General features: G+C 60.5%; 15 protein-coding genes. 8 read left to right on the top strand and 7 right to left on the bottom strand.

Annotated elements, in window-relative coordinates:
• From PR018_RS11700 to PR018_RS11675, 6 genes are all read left to right on the top strand, one after another.
• Window positions 1–489: a chemotaxis protein CheW gene (locus PR018_RS11700; RefSeq protein ID WP_142830663.1), complete on the top strand. Its 489-nt coding sequence runs from the start codon at window positions 1–3 to the stop codon at window positions 487–489.
• A gap of 11 nt (window positions 490–500) precedes the next feature.
• A complete protein-coding gene (locus tag PR018_RS11695; protein WP_142830665.1) occupies window positions 501–1355 on the top strand; it encodes a CheR family methyltransferase in 855 nt (284 codons plus the stop codon).
• A 15-nt stretch (window positions 1356–1370) separates the two neighbouring features.
• Window positions 1371–2465: a protein-glutamate methylesterase/protein-glutamine glutaminase gene (locus PR018_RS11690; protein WP_142830667.1), complete on the top strand. Its 1095-nt coding sequence runs from the start codon at window positions 1371–1373 to the stop codon at window positions 2463–2465.
• A 259-nt stretch (window positions 2466–2724) separates the two neighbouring features.
• Window positions 2725–3525 carry an inositol monophosphatase family protein gene (locus PR018_RS11685; RefSeq protein WP_142830669.1) on the top strand — a complete coding sequence of 267 codons (801 nt, stop codon included), beginning with the start codon at window positions 2725–2727 and terminating at the stop codon, window positions 3523–3525.
• A 135-nt stretch (window positions 3526–3660) separates the two neighbouring features.
• On the top strand, window positions 3661–4701 hold the full coding sequence (locus tag PR018_RS11680; protein WP_142830671.1) for a MotA/TolQ/ExbB proton channel family protein: 1041 nt from the start codon (window positions 3661–3663) through the stop codon (window positions 4699–4701).
• A gap of 2 nt (window positions 4702–4703) precedes the next feature.
• Entirely contained in the window at window positions 4704–5735 is a 1032-nt protein-coding gene (locus tag PR018_RS11675) for a peptidoglycan -binding protein (RefSeq protein WP_142830672.1), read from the top strand.
• Between the two features lie 94 nt (window positions 5736–5829).
• On the opposite strand, the gene PR018_RS11670 is transcribed toward PR018_RS11675, so the two are convergent.
• Both PR018_RS11670 and PR018_RS11665 read right to left on the bottom strand, forming a co-directional pair.
• Window positions 5830–6018, bottom strand: coding sequence for a YegP family protein (locus PR018_RS11670; RefSeq protein WP_142830673.1), 189 nt, complete (start codon window positions 6016–6018; stop codon window positions 5830–5832).
• Window positions 6019–6186: 168 nt separating this feature from the next.
• The gene (locus PR018_RS11665) at window positions 6187–8073 is read right to left on the bottom strand and encodes an ABC transporter transmembrane domain-containing protein (RefSeq protein ID WP_142830674.1); all 1887 of its coding nucleotides are present in this window, start codon (window positions 8071–8073) and stop codon (window positions 6187–6189) included.
• A 108-nt stretch (window positions 8074–8181) separates the two neighbouring features.
• On the opposite strand from PR018_RS11665, the gene rpmE reads away from it, so the two are divergent.
• A complete protein-coding gene (rpmE, locus tag PR018_RS11660) occupies window positions 8182–8403 on the top strand; it encodes a 50S ribosomal protein L31 (RefSeq protein WP_111222384.1) in 222 nt (73 codons plus the stop codon).
• A gap of 138 nt (window positions 8404–8541) precedes the next feature.
• Here rpmE and rcdA read toward each other — a convergent pair whose 3' ends face one another.
• The 3 genes from rcdA to PR018_RS11645 all read right to left on the bottom strand — a co-directional run bounded on the left by rcdA (window position 8542) and on the right by PR018_RS11645 (window position 10917).
• A complete protein-coding gene (gene rcdA, locus PR018_RS11655; RefSeq protein WP_111222385.1) occupies window positions 8542–9054 on the bottom strand; it encodes a protease adaptor protein RcdA in 513 nt (170 codons plus the stop codon).
• A 380-nt stretch (window positions 9055–9434) separates the two neighbouring features.
• Window positions 9435–9626 carry a DUF1192 domain-containing protein gene (locus PR018_RS11650; RefSeq protein WP_142830675.1) on the bottom strand — a complete coding sequence of 64 codons (192 nt, stop codon included), beginning with the start codon at window positions 9624–9626 and terminating at the stop codon, window positions 9435–9437.
• Between the two features lie 13 nt (window positions 9627–9639).
• Window positions 9640–10917 carry an MFS transporter gene (locus PR018_RS11645; protein ID WP_142830676.1) on the bottom strand — a complete coding sequence of 426 codons (1278 nt, stop codon included), beginning with the start codon at window positions 10915–10917 and terminating at the stop codon, window positions 9640–9642.
• A gap of 133 nt (window positions 10918–11050) precedes the next feature.
• Here PR018_RS11645 and PR018_RS11640 point away from each other — a divergent pair, with 133 nt between their 5' ends.
• Window positions 11051–11212 carry a hypothetical protein gene (locus PR018_RS11640; RefSeq protein WP_162854775.1) on the top strand — a complete coding sequence of 54 codons (162 nt, stop codon included), beginning with the start codon at window positions 11051–11053 and terminating at the stop codon, window positions 11210–11212.
• A 104-nt stretch (window positions 11213–11316) separates the two neighbouring features.
• Here PR018_RS11640 and PR018_RS11635 read toward each other — a convergent pair whose 3' ends face one another.
• A complete protein-coding gene (locus tag PR018_RS11635; protein WP_142830677.1) occupies window positions 11317–12213 on the bottom strand; it encodes a fructose bisphosphate aldolase in 897 nt (298 codons plus the stop codon).
• Window positions 12214–12543: 330 nt separating this feature from the next.
• Entirely contained in the window at window positions 12544–13752 is a 1209-nt protein-coding gene (locus PR018_RS11630) for a phosphoglycerate kinase (RefSeq protein ID WP_142830678.1), read from the bottom strand.
• Window positions 13753–13798: the final 46 nt, after the last annotated feature.

Below are 13798 nucleotides of genomic sequence, written 5' to 3'. Positions count from 1 at the left end.
ATGGCCACAGCACCTCTCGAATCGCAATTCGTCACCTTCAGCCTCGGCGAGGAAGTCTTCGCCGTGCCGGTCGAAGTGGTTCGCGAAATTCTCGATTATGCCGAGGCTTTCAAGATCCCCAACGGTCCGGATTACCTGCTCGGCCTGCGCGATGTGCGCGGGCAGGGGGTACCCACCATCGATCTCAGGCTGAAGCTCGGTCTATCGAAGACCATCCCGACACCGCATACCCGCGTGCTGGTTCTCGACATTCCAATCGGTCCGAAAACTCTGACGCTTGGCCTCGTTGCAGACAGGGTTTTCGAGGTGACGCCGTTCTTGCGTGACCAGATCGAAGCGGCTCCGGATATCGGCATTCGCTGGCGTTCCGACTACATCGCCGGCGTCGTCCGCCGCGAGAACGGCTTCGTCGTCATCGTCGACCTAGCGCAATTGCTGTCGCGCGAGGACACCGCGATGCTCTCCCCGCGCACCGGCCAAGCAGCGTGAGTGGGCAGCGGATGAGAGTGGCCCAACAGGAAAGCCAGGCTTTCGGCGATCACATCAGCAAGCGCAATTTCGAAAAGCTTGCCCAGTTCATCTACGAGTATAGCGGCATCAAGATGCCGACGACGAAACTGACGATGCTCGAGGGCCGCCTGCGCCGGCGCCTCCGGGCAACGGGGATCACTTCCTTCGACGACTATTGCGATTTCCTGTTCAACGGCGACGGGCTCGAAACCGAGACGGTGCACCTGATCGATGCGGTCACGACCAACAAGACTGATTTCTTTCGTGAGCCGAAGCACTTCGAATACATGGAAGCTGTGGCCTTGCCCGATCTCGTCAAACGCGGGGAACGGCGGCTGCGGGCGTGGAGTTCTGCCTGCTCGACAGGCGCCGAGCCCTACACGATGGCGATGGTGCTGTCAGAGTTTGCCGAACGCGTGCCCGGTATCGACTATTCGGTGCTTGCAACAGATCTCAGCACCGACGTGCTGGAGGCGGCCCGTATCGGGATTTACGCCGACAGCCTCGTTGAGCCGGTGCCTGCCAATCTTCGCCGGAAATATGTGATGAGCTCGAAGCAGCAGCAACGGCGGGAGGTGCGCATCGCGCCGCGTTTGCGGTCGCATGTCGGTTTTGGCCGGATGAACCTGATGGACAAGTCCTACGGTGTCGGCGGTCCCATGCACATTATCTTCTGCCGCAACGTTCTCATCTACTTCGACAAACCCACCCAGGCAGATGTCATCGGCCGCCTGTGCGACTGCCTGCTTCCGGGCGGCTATCTGTTTATCGGCCACTCGGAATCGCTTGCCGGCATCGACCTGCCCTTGAAGCAGGTGTCAAACACTGTCTTTCAGCGCCTCTAAATGCATGGAAAAGGTATGCCAAAGAAAATTCGAGTTCTGATTATCGATGACTCCGCCAGTGTCCGGCAAACCTTGACCGCGATCCTGTCCGACGATCCCGAAATCGAAGTCATGGGAGTGGCTGCGGACCCATTTGCGGCGGCACGGAAGATCCAGGAGGAAATCCCGGATGTCATCACCCTGGATGTCGAGATGCCGCGGATGGATGGCATTACCTTTCTGCGCAAGCTGATGCTGCAGCGGCCGATCCCGGTCGTCATGTGCTCGTCGCTGACGGAGGCGGGCTCAGAGACCTTGCTGCAGGCGCTTGAGGCGGGCGCCGTCGATATCATCCTCAAGCCCCGGATCGGCGCTGCAGACTATCTGGCCGAAGAAGCGATGCGGATCCGCGAGGTCGTCAAGGCCGCGTCGCATGCTCGAATTCCGGGCAGCAAGCGGGCGGCCGAGGGAGTTGCCGCACGGGCTGGCGCTCCCGCCGCAAAGCTGACGGCCGACGTCATGCTGCCACCGCCAACCGGCAGGGCGATGGCAAAGACCACTGAGATGGTCGTTTGCGTCGGAGCTTCGACGGGCGGGACGGAGGCGCTGCGTGCGCTGCTCGAGGCATTGCCTGCGAACGCGCCGGGCATGGTCATCGTCCAGCACATGCCGGAGAAATTCACGGCAGCCTTCGCAAAGCGGCTGAATGGCCTCTGCGAGGTCGAGGTCAAGGAAGCTGTCGACGGCGATCCGGTCCTGCGCGGCCACGTGCTGATTGCGCCCGGCGACCGGCATATGCTTCTGGAACGCCACGGTGCCCGCTACTCGGTGTCTGTAAAGCCGGGGCCGCTCGTCTCCCGCCACCGTCCATCGGTCGACGTGCTGTTTCGGTCGGCCGCACGGGCTGCCGGCTCGAATGCCATGGGGGTCATCATGACCGGCATGGGCGACGACGGTGCGCGCGGCATGCTGGAGATGAAGCAGGCCGGCGCCTATACGGTTGCCCAGGACGAGGCAAGTTGCGTGGTCTTCGGCATGCCGAAGGAAGCCATCGCCCATGGCGGCGTCGACCGTATCCTGCCGCTCGACCAGCTGGCCCGCGAAATCCTGATTGCGCAGCAGAAGTTCTAGGCTCAGGCTCTTGGTTGCCGCCTTGCGCTGCTTCCAGCGGCGGCGACATCCGCATTTGGCTATCGTCTCAAGCGGTGGGATCGGGCTCGTTAAATTAACGATCCTTGAGCGGCGCAACGCAGCTATGCGGCTGTGCCCTTGAAATGCGCACGATTTTGTGGTCTTGAGGCCGCCAATCTTTATCGCGCCGCCGATCCCGCTCCGCCGGGACCCTGATCCGGGTCCGGATGGCGTCTTTCGTGTTTCAAGGAATTGCCATATGGCTCGCTCTGCTCTTCTCAATGTCATGGTCCAGGCCGCCCTCAAGGCTGGCAAGTCCCTGAGCCGCGATTTCGGCGAGGTGCAGAACCTGCAGGTCTCCGTCAAGGGCCCCGGCGATTTCGTCTCGCAGGCGGATTTCAAGGCTGAAAAAATCATCCGCGAAGAGCTGATGAAGGCGCGGCCGACCTACGGCTTCCTCGGCGAGGAAAGCCAGGAAATCATCGGCACCGACGGTGCCCATCGCTGGATCGTCGATCCGCTCGATGGTACGACGAACTTCCTGCACGGCATTCCGCTGTTTGCGGTTTCGATCGGCCTGGAACGCAACGGCGAGATCGTCGCCGGCGTCATCTTCAATCCGGCGACGGACGAACTCTACACCTCCGAGCGTGGCGGCGGTGCCTTCCTCAACGATCGTCGCCTGCGTGTTGCCGGCCGCCGTGTGCTGTCGGATTGCGTCATCACCTGCGGCGTCCCGCATCTGGGTCGCGGCAGCCACGGCAAGTTCCTTGTCGAGTTGCGCCATGTCATGGGCGAAGTCTCCGGTGTTCGCCGGCTGGGCTCTGCGGCGCTCGATCTGGCCTATGTGGCTGCCGGTCGCTTCGACGGCATGTGGGAAACCGGGCTTAACGCTTGGGATATCGCTGCCGGCGTGCTGCTGATCCGCGAAGCCGGCGGCTTCCTGTCCGATTTCGACGGTGGCACCGAGATGCTTGCGAAAGGCTCGATCATCTGCGGCAACGAGTACATCCAGAAGGCGCTGTTGGAAGTCGTCAAGCGTCCGATCCCGACCCGTTAAGCCAAGCAAACACGCAGCTTAGGCCAGTCGGATAGCCTACCGCAACGCACATGTTTTGTGGGCCGATACTCTTCAATTCGGCGCAATGATGCTCTAGTCTTCGCAGGCGGAAAATCTGCGGTGGCTGAGGTATTCATGAAAAATGTGAAATTGTCGGATCTTGGGTCGACTGACGATCCGATGCAGAGCCGCGCGTACAGGCTATCGAGCCCGATGGCCTTTTTCTGGACGATGATCCTGTTTCTCATCATTGTCGGCTTTATCGCCGCCATCCTGTTCCGCCAGGGGCAGGAAGCCTTCATGCACAATCCGGGCCTGAACGGCCTGATCCTCGGCGTTCTCGTCGTCGGCATCATCCTTGTTTTCAACCATGTGCTTTCCCTCAGGCCGGAAGTCCGCTGGTTCAACTCCTTCCGCGTTGTTGGCGATGCCGACAAGGTCGACCTCAATCCAAAACTGCTGGCGCCGATGCGCGCTCTTCTCGGCAGCCGCAAGTCGATGTCGCTTTCGACTGCAACACTGCGCTCCATCCTCGATTCGATTGCCTCGCGGCTCGACGAATCCCGGGATATATCGCGCTATCTGATCGGACTGTTGGTCTTCCTCGGCCTGCTCGGCACCTTCTGGGGCCTGATCGGCACGATCGGATCGATCAACAAGGTCATCCAGTCGCTCGATGTGGCCGAGGGTGGCGACATCCTGGGCACGCTGAAGGAAAGTCTCGCCGCGCCGCTGGTCGGCATGGGTACGGCGTTTTCGTCTTCACTGCTCGGTCTTTCCGGTTCACTGATCCTCGGTTTCCTCGACCTGCAGGCCGGGCGGGCGCAGAGCCGTTTCTACACGGAACTGGAAAACTGGCTGTCATCGGTCACCGATGTCGGTTCCGACATGTCGTCCGTGCCCGACGCTACTAATGGAGCCTCTGCGGATGATGTCCGCGCCTTGTCTGAACAGATGCGCCAGATCGCTGAAGAAGGCGGCAGCGGCCAGCGATCGGTCGCGGCCATGGCCAACCTTGCCGACGGCATCCAGGGACTGGTCAAGAACATGCGCAACGAGCAGCAGATGCTGCGGGACTGGATCGAAGCGCAGCAGGAAGAAGCGAAGTCGATGCGCCGGACGCTGGACCGGCTGTCGGATCGTATCGGAAGTATCGAAAAGACCGGGAGCAAGTAGCCATGGCGCTCTCGCGCAACCGCCGGACCCAGCGGACGATCGACTATTGGCCCGGCTTCGTCGACGCGCTGTCGACTCTGCTGATGGCGATCATGTTCTTGCTGACGGTATTCGTCATCGGCCAGTTCATCCTCAGCCGGCAGCTCAGCGGTCGCGACGAGGTGCTTGCCCGGCTGAACGGCCAGATCAACGAACTGACGCAACTGCTGGCGCTGGAAAAGAGCGGCAAGCAGGATCTCGAGGATTCCGTTGCCAACCTGCAGGCGTCGCTGGCCTCGGCGCAAAGCGAGAAGTCCCGGCTGCAGACGTTGCTGGCTGCTGGCTCCGGCAGCACTGAGGCCTCGCAGGCGAGGATTGGCAGCCTGACGCAGCAGCTCGACGACCAGAAGCAGGCGAGCAGCCGTGCCCTCAGCCAGGTCGACTTGCTGAACCAGCAGATTGCCGCGCTGCGCAACCAGATCGCGGCGGTCGAGGCGGCCCTGCAGGCATCGGAAGCCAAAGACGATTCTTCACAGGTAAAGATTGCCGATCTCGGCCGGCGGCTGAATGTCGCTCTCGCCCAGAAGGTTCAGGAGCTCAACCGCTACCGTTCGGACTTTTTCGGGCGCCTGCGCGAAATCCTGTCCGACCGCGACAATATCCGCATCGTCGGCGACCGCTTCGTATTCCAGTCGGAAGTCCTGTTTCCGTCAGGCGGGGCAGATCTCAACCCGCAGGGCTTGACCGAAATGACCAAGCTCGCAAAGGCGCTGATCGACGTCGCCAAGGAAATCCCGCCGGAGATCAACTGGGTGCTGCGTGTCGACGGTCATACCGACAATGTGCCGCTGTCCGGGACCGGCAAGTATGCCGACAACTGGGCCCTGTCGTCCGCCCGCGCCATCGCGGTCGTCAAATACCTGATCTCGCAAGGTGTTCCTGCGGACCGGCTGGTAGCGGCAGGTTTTGGCGAATTCCAGCCCATTGCGCCGGGGGATACGCCGGAGGCTCGCGCCACCAACCGGCGCATCGAGCTCAAGTTGACCGAGAAGTAATCGGCACGATCTGGTTCCCTGACCAACCCGATGATCAAGCAAAGCCGGCGCGCGGGCGTCGGCTTTGCTGATTTGGGAAGGCTACAGTCCGGCCTCAGACCGTGGCGCTCGTCTGGTCGTCTATGTCGGCGCCGGGTGTGTTCTTCTTGATCGATTCGATAGCATGCATGGCCGAGGCCTTTGCCTTGTAGCCTTCCGACGAGAACATCGTTTCGCCGTTCGATGCCTTGAACCGGAAACGAAATTCGCCGGCTTTGTCCTTGTAGACTTCAAATTTGTACATGGTGCTCGTCTCCCTGTCTGGACGTTCGTCTTTCGGCTGCTTGCAGCGCTTGGCAATGCCGCCTGAAAGATGGAGGTCTGTCAAGATGGAGCGGGCGGCAAAATGCAAGCTGCAGGGCGAGAGCTGCCTTGGGCGGAGGGTTCAGCCTCCGTGCAGTCGCCCGGGGTGTCAGTTCACCATCGTCAGGCGCTGCTCGATGCCGGTGTCGAATTGCAGCCGGGCAAGCTTGGCGTAGATCCCGCCGTGCTGCACGAGGCTCTGGTGGGTGCCTTCCTCGACGATGCGGCCATGATCGAGCACGAGGATGCGGTCTGCTTTCAGCACGGTCGCCAGCCGGTGGGCGATGACGATGGTGGTGCGGGTTTCCATGAGGTCGTCGAGTGCTTTCTGCACGAGCATCTCGCTCTCGGCATCGAGCGCCGACGTTGCTTCGTCGAGCAGCAGGATCGGGGCGTTCTTGAGCACGGCGCGGGCAATCGCAATGCGCTGGCGCTGGCCGCCGGAGAGCGTGATGCCGCGTTCGCCGGTGGGCGTATCGTAGCCTTCGTCGAGACGGCTGATGAATTCATCCGCCTGGGCCGCAATGGCGGCCGCACGGACCTCTTCGCGCGTCGCTCCAGGGCGGCTGAAGGCGATGTTGTCATGGATAGAGGCCGCAAAGATCGTTACATCCTGGGGCACGATGGCGATCTGCGAGCGCAGGGCATCGAGAGATAACTGGCGGGTATCGATACCGTCGACAGAGACGGTGCCGCTCTGCGGGTCGTAGAAACGCAGGATCAGCGAGAATATGGTGCTCTTGCCGGCACCGGACGGTCCGACGATAGCGACCGTCTCGCCCGGCCGGACGCCGAGTGACAGGCCGTGAAGGGCTGCCTTGCCGGGGCGCGACGGATAGGCGAAATGCACATCCGAGAACTCGACGCGGCCAATGTGGGGCGTCGGCAGGGGGAGGGGATATTCCGGCTCTGCGATGGCCGACCGTTCCGCCAGCAGTTCTCCGATGCGGTCTGCGGCGCCGGCGGCCTGGGAAAGCTCGCCCCAGACTTCCGAAAGTGCGCCAAGCGATCCAGCCGATATGACGGAGTAAAGCAGGAACTGGCTCAGCGTTCCCGGCGACATGGTTCCTGACAGAACATTCTGGGCACCGACCCAGAGGACGGCAACCACGCTGCCGAAAATCATGGTGATGGCAAAGCCCGTCAGCAGGGCGCGGGATTTGACGGCCGAGCGAGCGGCCTCGTAGGCGTTCTCGACGGCGCTGCCATAGCGGGCAGCAGCGGCGTTCTCGCCGTTAAAGGCCTGGATGGTGCGGGTAGCGCCGATTGTCTCGTTGGCATAGGCAGAGGCGTCCGCCAGCATGTCCTGGGCGGCGCGCGAGCGCTTGCGGACGTTGCGGCCGAACGCGACCAGTGGGAACACCACCAGCGGAATGGCGATCAGCACGATGCTTGACAGTTTCGGGCTGGTGAAGATCATCATGCCTATGGCGCCGAAACAGAGGATGATGTTGCGCAGGGCGACAGACGCGGTAGCGCCGACGGCCGACTTGATCTGCGTGGTGTCGGCGGTCAGCCGCGACATGATCTCGCCGGACTGGTTTATATCGAAGAAGGATGGGGATAGACGGGTCACATGGTCGAAGACCTCGCGGCGCAGGTCGGAGACGATGCGTTCGCCCAGCGTGATGACGAAATAGTAGCGCAGCGCACTCGACATGGCGAGAACGACGGCCATCACCATCAGCATCACGAAGTAGCTGTTGATGAAGGTTCCGTCGCTTTGCGCAAACCCGTGGTCGATCAGCCGGCGGACGGCAAGCGGCAGGGCCAGCGAGGTGATCGCTGCGAGCGCGAGAGCGATGACGGCGCCCGTAACCATGCGACGGTAGCGCTGCAGATAGGGCAGCAGGCGTCCGAGCGGTCGAATGGATTTGCGTGGCTTGGCGCCTGCCTCTCCCGTTTCTGACACGTCGTCTCCTATCCCTGTAAAGCCAGGCTTTGGGCCCTGATCGGCCCTTGTTATCTGCGTGGCCTTGCTGTATAGGCACCGCATCGTAATTGGAAGCCGTGGCCGCCATCTGCTGCGGCTTCATTTATTCAATCGGGTCGGTCGCTGCAATGGCTTGCGACAAATGGACCCTGGCATGGCAGGAATATTGTTATGAAGGCAAACATCCATCCCGAATACCACACCATCAAGGTCGTCATGACCGATGGCACCGAATATGAAACCCGCTCCACCTGGGGTTCTGAAGGCGCCACGATGAACCTCGAAATCGACTCCAAGTCGCACCCGGCATGGACCGGCGGCAATCAGCAGATGATGGACCGCGGCGGCCGTATCTCAAAGTTCAACAAGCGTTTCGGCGGTCTCGGCGTCTAATACGCCGCTTTATCGTTATGTTTCTGAGGGGCCCGGTTTTGCCGGGCTTTTCTTTGTCCTGCCGCCAGGCGGTTGACAACAAAAAACCGGCCGCGCGATGAGCGGGCCGGCTTTCCAAGAAAGAGAGGTTTGATCGGATCAGTTCATGCCGAAAGCGGTCTGGAGCAGGCTAAGCTGCGCCTTGACGCTGTTCTGGTTGTCCGGAACGATGGTCTCTGAAGGGCGATAGATCTCGCGATCGAGAATTGCTACGCGGTTCTGCAAGCGAAGGGAGCGCTCTACGAGGTCGCGGAAGGATTCCGGAAGATCACCCCAGCCAGGCGCCGTCTTGTCGACGTTGAAACCGTCCAGGCGGACCTTATTCTTTTCGGTGAGGACCTGGTCGCGCGACATCTCGCCGTTGTTGACGGCACGCTGCAGCAGGAGCCAAGAAGCCATCTGCATCAGACGTGTGGTCAGGCGCATGGATTCCGCTGCGTAAAGCACCGATGCCATGCGCGGCAGGACCTTGGAAGCAGCACGACCATTACCATCGAGGTAAGCCGCTGTCTCTTCCACGAGGGACATACCCTCTGCATACAGCGCCTTGAATTGCGACGACGAGGCGGCACGACCTGCAAAGCTAACGGTGTTCAATCCAAGTTCAGACATCAGAGTAGTCCCTGTTGCAGACAGTCAGTTTTGCTTATGTAACGCCGGCAGGTCGCAAAAGGTTTCGATTAGGCGGCGCTGATTGACTTCAAGATGGTAGTTTTACCCCAGATCTGCAAGTCGATTCTTAATAGAAGGTTAATCTCCACAGTTTCCTTGGCCTGCGCCGGCAGGCAAAGACAAAAAAAGAGCCGCAAAAAGCGGCTCTGAAGGTGAAACAGGGAGAAAAATCAGACCAATTCGCCAAATGGTGAAAAACTGTCTGAGTCCAGACAAAATCCGGATGTTCACAGTAATGAATGATAAAGCTTAATTTTTAGTTAAAGACGCCCCGAAATTGTACTTGCTGCTATGCAGATTGCCGAGGCGGCGGGTAAATTTCAGGAACGGAAAAGGCTCTCGGCTGCCCTCCGACCGGAGGCCTTTTCGTTGCAGGCAAGTTCGAGACGCGCGATTTCCTCGTGAAGACGAGAGATACGCTCCTTCAGCTCATCGACCGACAGCAGGGTGATATCGCTACCGATCTCGTGGATACCCGGCTTTTTCGGACGGTCGTCGTCAAACAGGCTCATCGCGGTTTCTCCTTCATCCGTATTTGACGGCAGGATCGTCCGTTTCGGTCGGCGTGTCCATGGGGTTGGCCATCGACATGCTTTCCGGCGTGATCATCTGGTTGTTGGCAGACGGCATGTTCGTGTAGGCATCGCGCTCTCCGGCTGGAATGGCGGCGCGCTGGCGGCTGCGGAAGATGGAATAGCCGCTGATCGCCAGATGGGCGATCGCGGTGATGAGGAACAGTGAGTAGGGGCCAATGGCAGACATAATCGGGCCGCTCATGGTCGGTCCGATGATGGTGCCTATCCCATAGAGCAGCAGCAGGCCGCCCGACACCTTCACATATTCCTCCGGCGAGGCGAAGTCGTTCGCATGGGCGACGGTGATCGGATAGAGCGTGTTGGCCGCAGCGCCGTAGACGATAACGAGGCTGATCAGCAGATAGGGCGTGCTGGGCTGGAAGATAAACAACAGCAGCCCATCGACGGCAGCAATCGCGGCCATGATGGCCAGCACGTAGCGGCGGTCGATACGGTCGGAGAGCCGGCCCGCCGGCAGTTGCATCATCGCGCCGGCAAAGATGGTCGAACTCATCATGATGGCAATGTTGCCTTCGTCAAGGCCAGCACGGGCGCCGAAGACAGCACCGAGCGTGCCATAGGCACCGTTGGCGATGCCGACGAGCAGGATGCCGATGCACGAGACGGGTGAGTTTCTGTAGATGGCCGGGAGGTCGAGCTTGATGGCCTTCAGGGGCTGCGGCGAGGCGGCGTTGGACAGCGTCGTCGGCAGCATGGCTACGCAGTAGCAGATGCCGCAGACCATGAAGAGCATCGGCGTATGGATGTCGCCGAACGGGATCATCATCTGGCCGCCGACGGCGCCTATCAGGGTGATGCCGATGTACAGCGAAAAGATCGCGCCCCGGCTTTCGTTGGTGGCGCGCTCGTTCAGCCAGCTCTCGATGATCATCGAGGTGCCGGCGGTGCAGAAGCCGGTGACGGCTCGCAGCGCCACCCACCAGGCGGAATCGACGATCAGGCCGGTCAGCAGGGCGATGATGGCGATGACGGCGATGAAGCCCGAAAAGGCGCGGACATGACCGACTCGACGGACGAGCTTGGGCGCCGTCAGGCAACCCAGCACGAAGCCCGTTGCCCATGTCGTTCCGAGCAGGCCGAGCGTCGTCGTTGCATAGCCCTCGGCCGTGCCGCGAACGGGTAGCAGCAGGCTGTGAAGGCCGTTGCCCATGAACAGGAACAGGGTTCCGAACAGGAGCGCGAGGACGGGCAGAATATTTCTTTTCATATCCTATTGTCCGCTGGTCAGGCTTAAAAATCAGATAAGACGGCGGGGACAGGCATCGGTAGGCCCGTTCAGGCCAGTTTTTCGAGGAGAAAAATGTCCTGTCTGTGGCCGTGACCAGACAACAGAGAATTTTATGTCCAAACTCATAGGCTTGCTGCTGCTTCTGGCGATGGTGGTGCATCTGATCCGACCGCTCGGCCTGCCCGGGCTGCGGCGGCGCGCGGACTTCTGGAAGATCGCGATTTTGGCCTTCGCCATCTGGACGTTCGCGCTGGTGTTTCGCGAAGCGCTCTGATGCTGATGTAGCAATAGAAATGGCCCGGCTGTGGCAAGCCGGGCCATGGAGTCTACGAGCATTCGGTTAGGCAACCTTCAAGTGCTTGCCGCGTCTGGACAGTATCAGGCCTTGTTGACGCTGGCTGAGTAGATCTCATCGATCGTTTCGGCCAGGTTGGCGTCGAATTCGGCGTCGCTCATCGTGACGCGCAGGTTTTCTGTCAGCGCGCGCGAGAAGCTGGCGATCATGCCATGGTTATGGCTGAGCTTCTCGCATGCATCCGTGCGGCTGTAGCCACCGGAAAGGGCTACGACCCGGACGACCGACTTGTGAGAAATGAGCGGAGCGTAGAAATCGGCGACCGTCGGGATCGTCAGCTTCAGCATCACGGTTTCGGATGCAGGCAGCAGATCGAGCTGCTTTGCGATTTCGTCGCGAAGAATGGCTTCGGCCTCTGTCTTCGTTGCGCTTTTGATGGAGACTTCAGGCTCAATAATCGGCATCAGGCCGTGACTGATGATCTGGCGGGCAACCTCGAACTGCTGCTTGACGACGGCGGCAATCCCGGCCTTGTCGGCATTGCCAATCACCGAGCGCATCTTGGTGCCGAAAATTCCCTTTTCGCGGCCGCGCTTCAGGAGGGCGTCCAACTCCGGCATCGGCTTCATCAACTGGACGCCATTTTCTTCGGCAAGCAATCCCTTGTCGACCTTGAGGAGAGGCACGACGCCGCGCTTTTCCCAAAGAAATGAGGGAACTGGCTGGCCGTCGACGTCGCCGTCCATGGTCCGCTCGAAAAGGATGGCGGCGATAATCTTGTCACCGGTAAAGGCAGGCGCGCTCATGATGCGGACGCGCATGGCGTGCATCAGGCGATACATTTCATCGTCGCCCTGGTAGTCGGTCTCGGAAATGCCGTAGAGACGCAACGCACCGGGCGTCGAACCACCGCTCTGGTCCAGCGCCGCAATGAATCCCGGTGCAGAGCTCATCTTGTCCAACATCTTCGCGTCTACCATAGTTCACTCCCTATCCCTCGAAGCGGCGCATTGCGCACGCACGGATGTTGTTTCATTTCACGACCGACCGGCAACGCCTCTATCGATCAAACTAATGGATCTGCATCTCCAAGACGTTCGGTCCTTTCATGCTCTCCCAACACTGCCGGACCTGCGATACCAGAAGAATTTTAAAAGGAAAATCCTAGGTTAAGCTACTGAAACGATTGAAATGAATTCAATCGTTTGTAATGTCTGCGGCTACACTAGCACCAACGAAAAGACCGCGAAAGCTTTCGCTTTCACGGTCATCAAAACTTCAACTGGACGGGCGAACCGCCATTATGCAACTCACGCCTTGGCTTGAGCTTCCAGCGCTGCAACGCCCGGCAGGACCTTGCCTTCCATCCATTCCAGGAAGGCGCCGCCGGCGGTGGAGACGTAGGTAAAGTCGTCGGAAACGCCGGCGTGGTTGAGCGCCGAAACCGTGTCGCCACCGCCGGCAACCGATGTCAGCTTGCCCGACTTGGTGCATTCGGCGGCAAACTTGGCGACAGCCACGGTTGCTGCATCGAAAGGCGTGATCTCGAAGGCGCCGAGCGGGCCGTTCCAGACCAGCGTTTCGGCGCGGCCGACCCAGGCCTTGATCTGCTCGACCGTTTTCGGGCCGACATCGAGGACCATGGCGTCGGCTGGAATGCTGTCGATGATGACGACTTCGTTCGCAGCGCCGGCCTTGAATTCGCGGGCAACCACACCGTCTTCCGGCAGCACGATGGAGCAGCCGGACTGGGCTGCCTCAAGCATGATCTGGCGTGCCGTATCTGCAAGGTCGTGTTCGCAGAGCGACTTGCCGACTTCGGTGCCACGGGCGGCGATGAAGGTGTTGGCCATGCCGCCACCGATGACCAGTGCATCGACCTTCTTGACGAGGTTCATCAGCAGATCGATCTTGCTCGACACCTTGGCGCCACCGACGATCGCAACTACCGGGCGGACGGGATTGCCCAGGCCTTTTTCGAGGGCTTCAAGTTCAGCCTGCATCGTCCGCCCGGCGTAGGCCGGCAGCAGCTTTGCCAGACCTTCGGTCGAGGCATGGGCGCGATGGGCAGCCGAGAAGGCGTCGTTGATGTAGATGTCGCCGTTGTCTGCCAGCGACTGGGTGAAGGCAGGGTCGTTCTTTTCCTCGCCCTTGTGGAAGCGGGTGTTCTCGAGCAGCAGGATGTCGCCATCCTTCATCTTGGCGATCGCTTCCGTGGCGGGTGCGCCGATGGCATCGGAGGCGAAAAGGACGTCGTGGCCGAGCACCGACTTCACCGAGGAGACGATCTGCGACAGCGAAAATTCCGGTGTCGGGCCGTCCTTGGGGCGACCGAAATGTGCCATCAGGATGACCTTGGCGCCCTTGGCCGACAGTTCGAGGATGGTTGGGGCAACACGCTCGATGCGCGTGGTGTCACTGACATTCCCGTCCTTCATCGGCACGTTGAGATCGACGCGGACAAGCACGCGCTTGCCGACAATTTCGGTGAGATCGTCGAGGGTCTTGAAGCTTGGCATGGGAAAGATCCGCAAATTGATATGGTCGGAAGATGCGCCGACCATA

The sequence above is a fragment of the Rhizobium rhododendri genome, assembly GCF_007000325.2.
GTDB classification, from domain to species: Bacteria; Pseudomonadota; Alphaproteobacteria; order Rhizobiales; family Rhizobiaceae; genus Rhizobium; species Rhizobium rhododendri.
The sequence above is the reverse complement of the archived record's forward strand: the minus strand, read 5'-3'. Positions and strand labels throughout refer to the sequence as shown.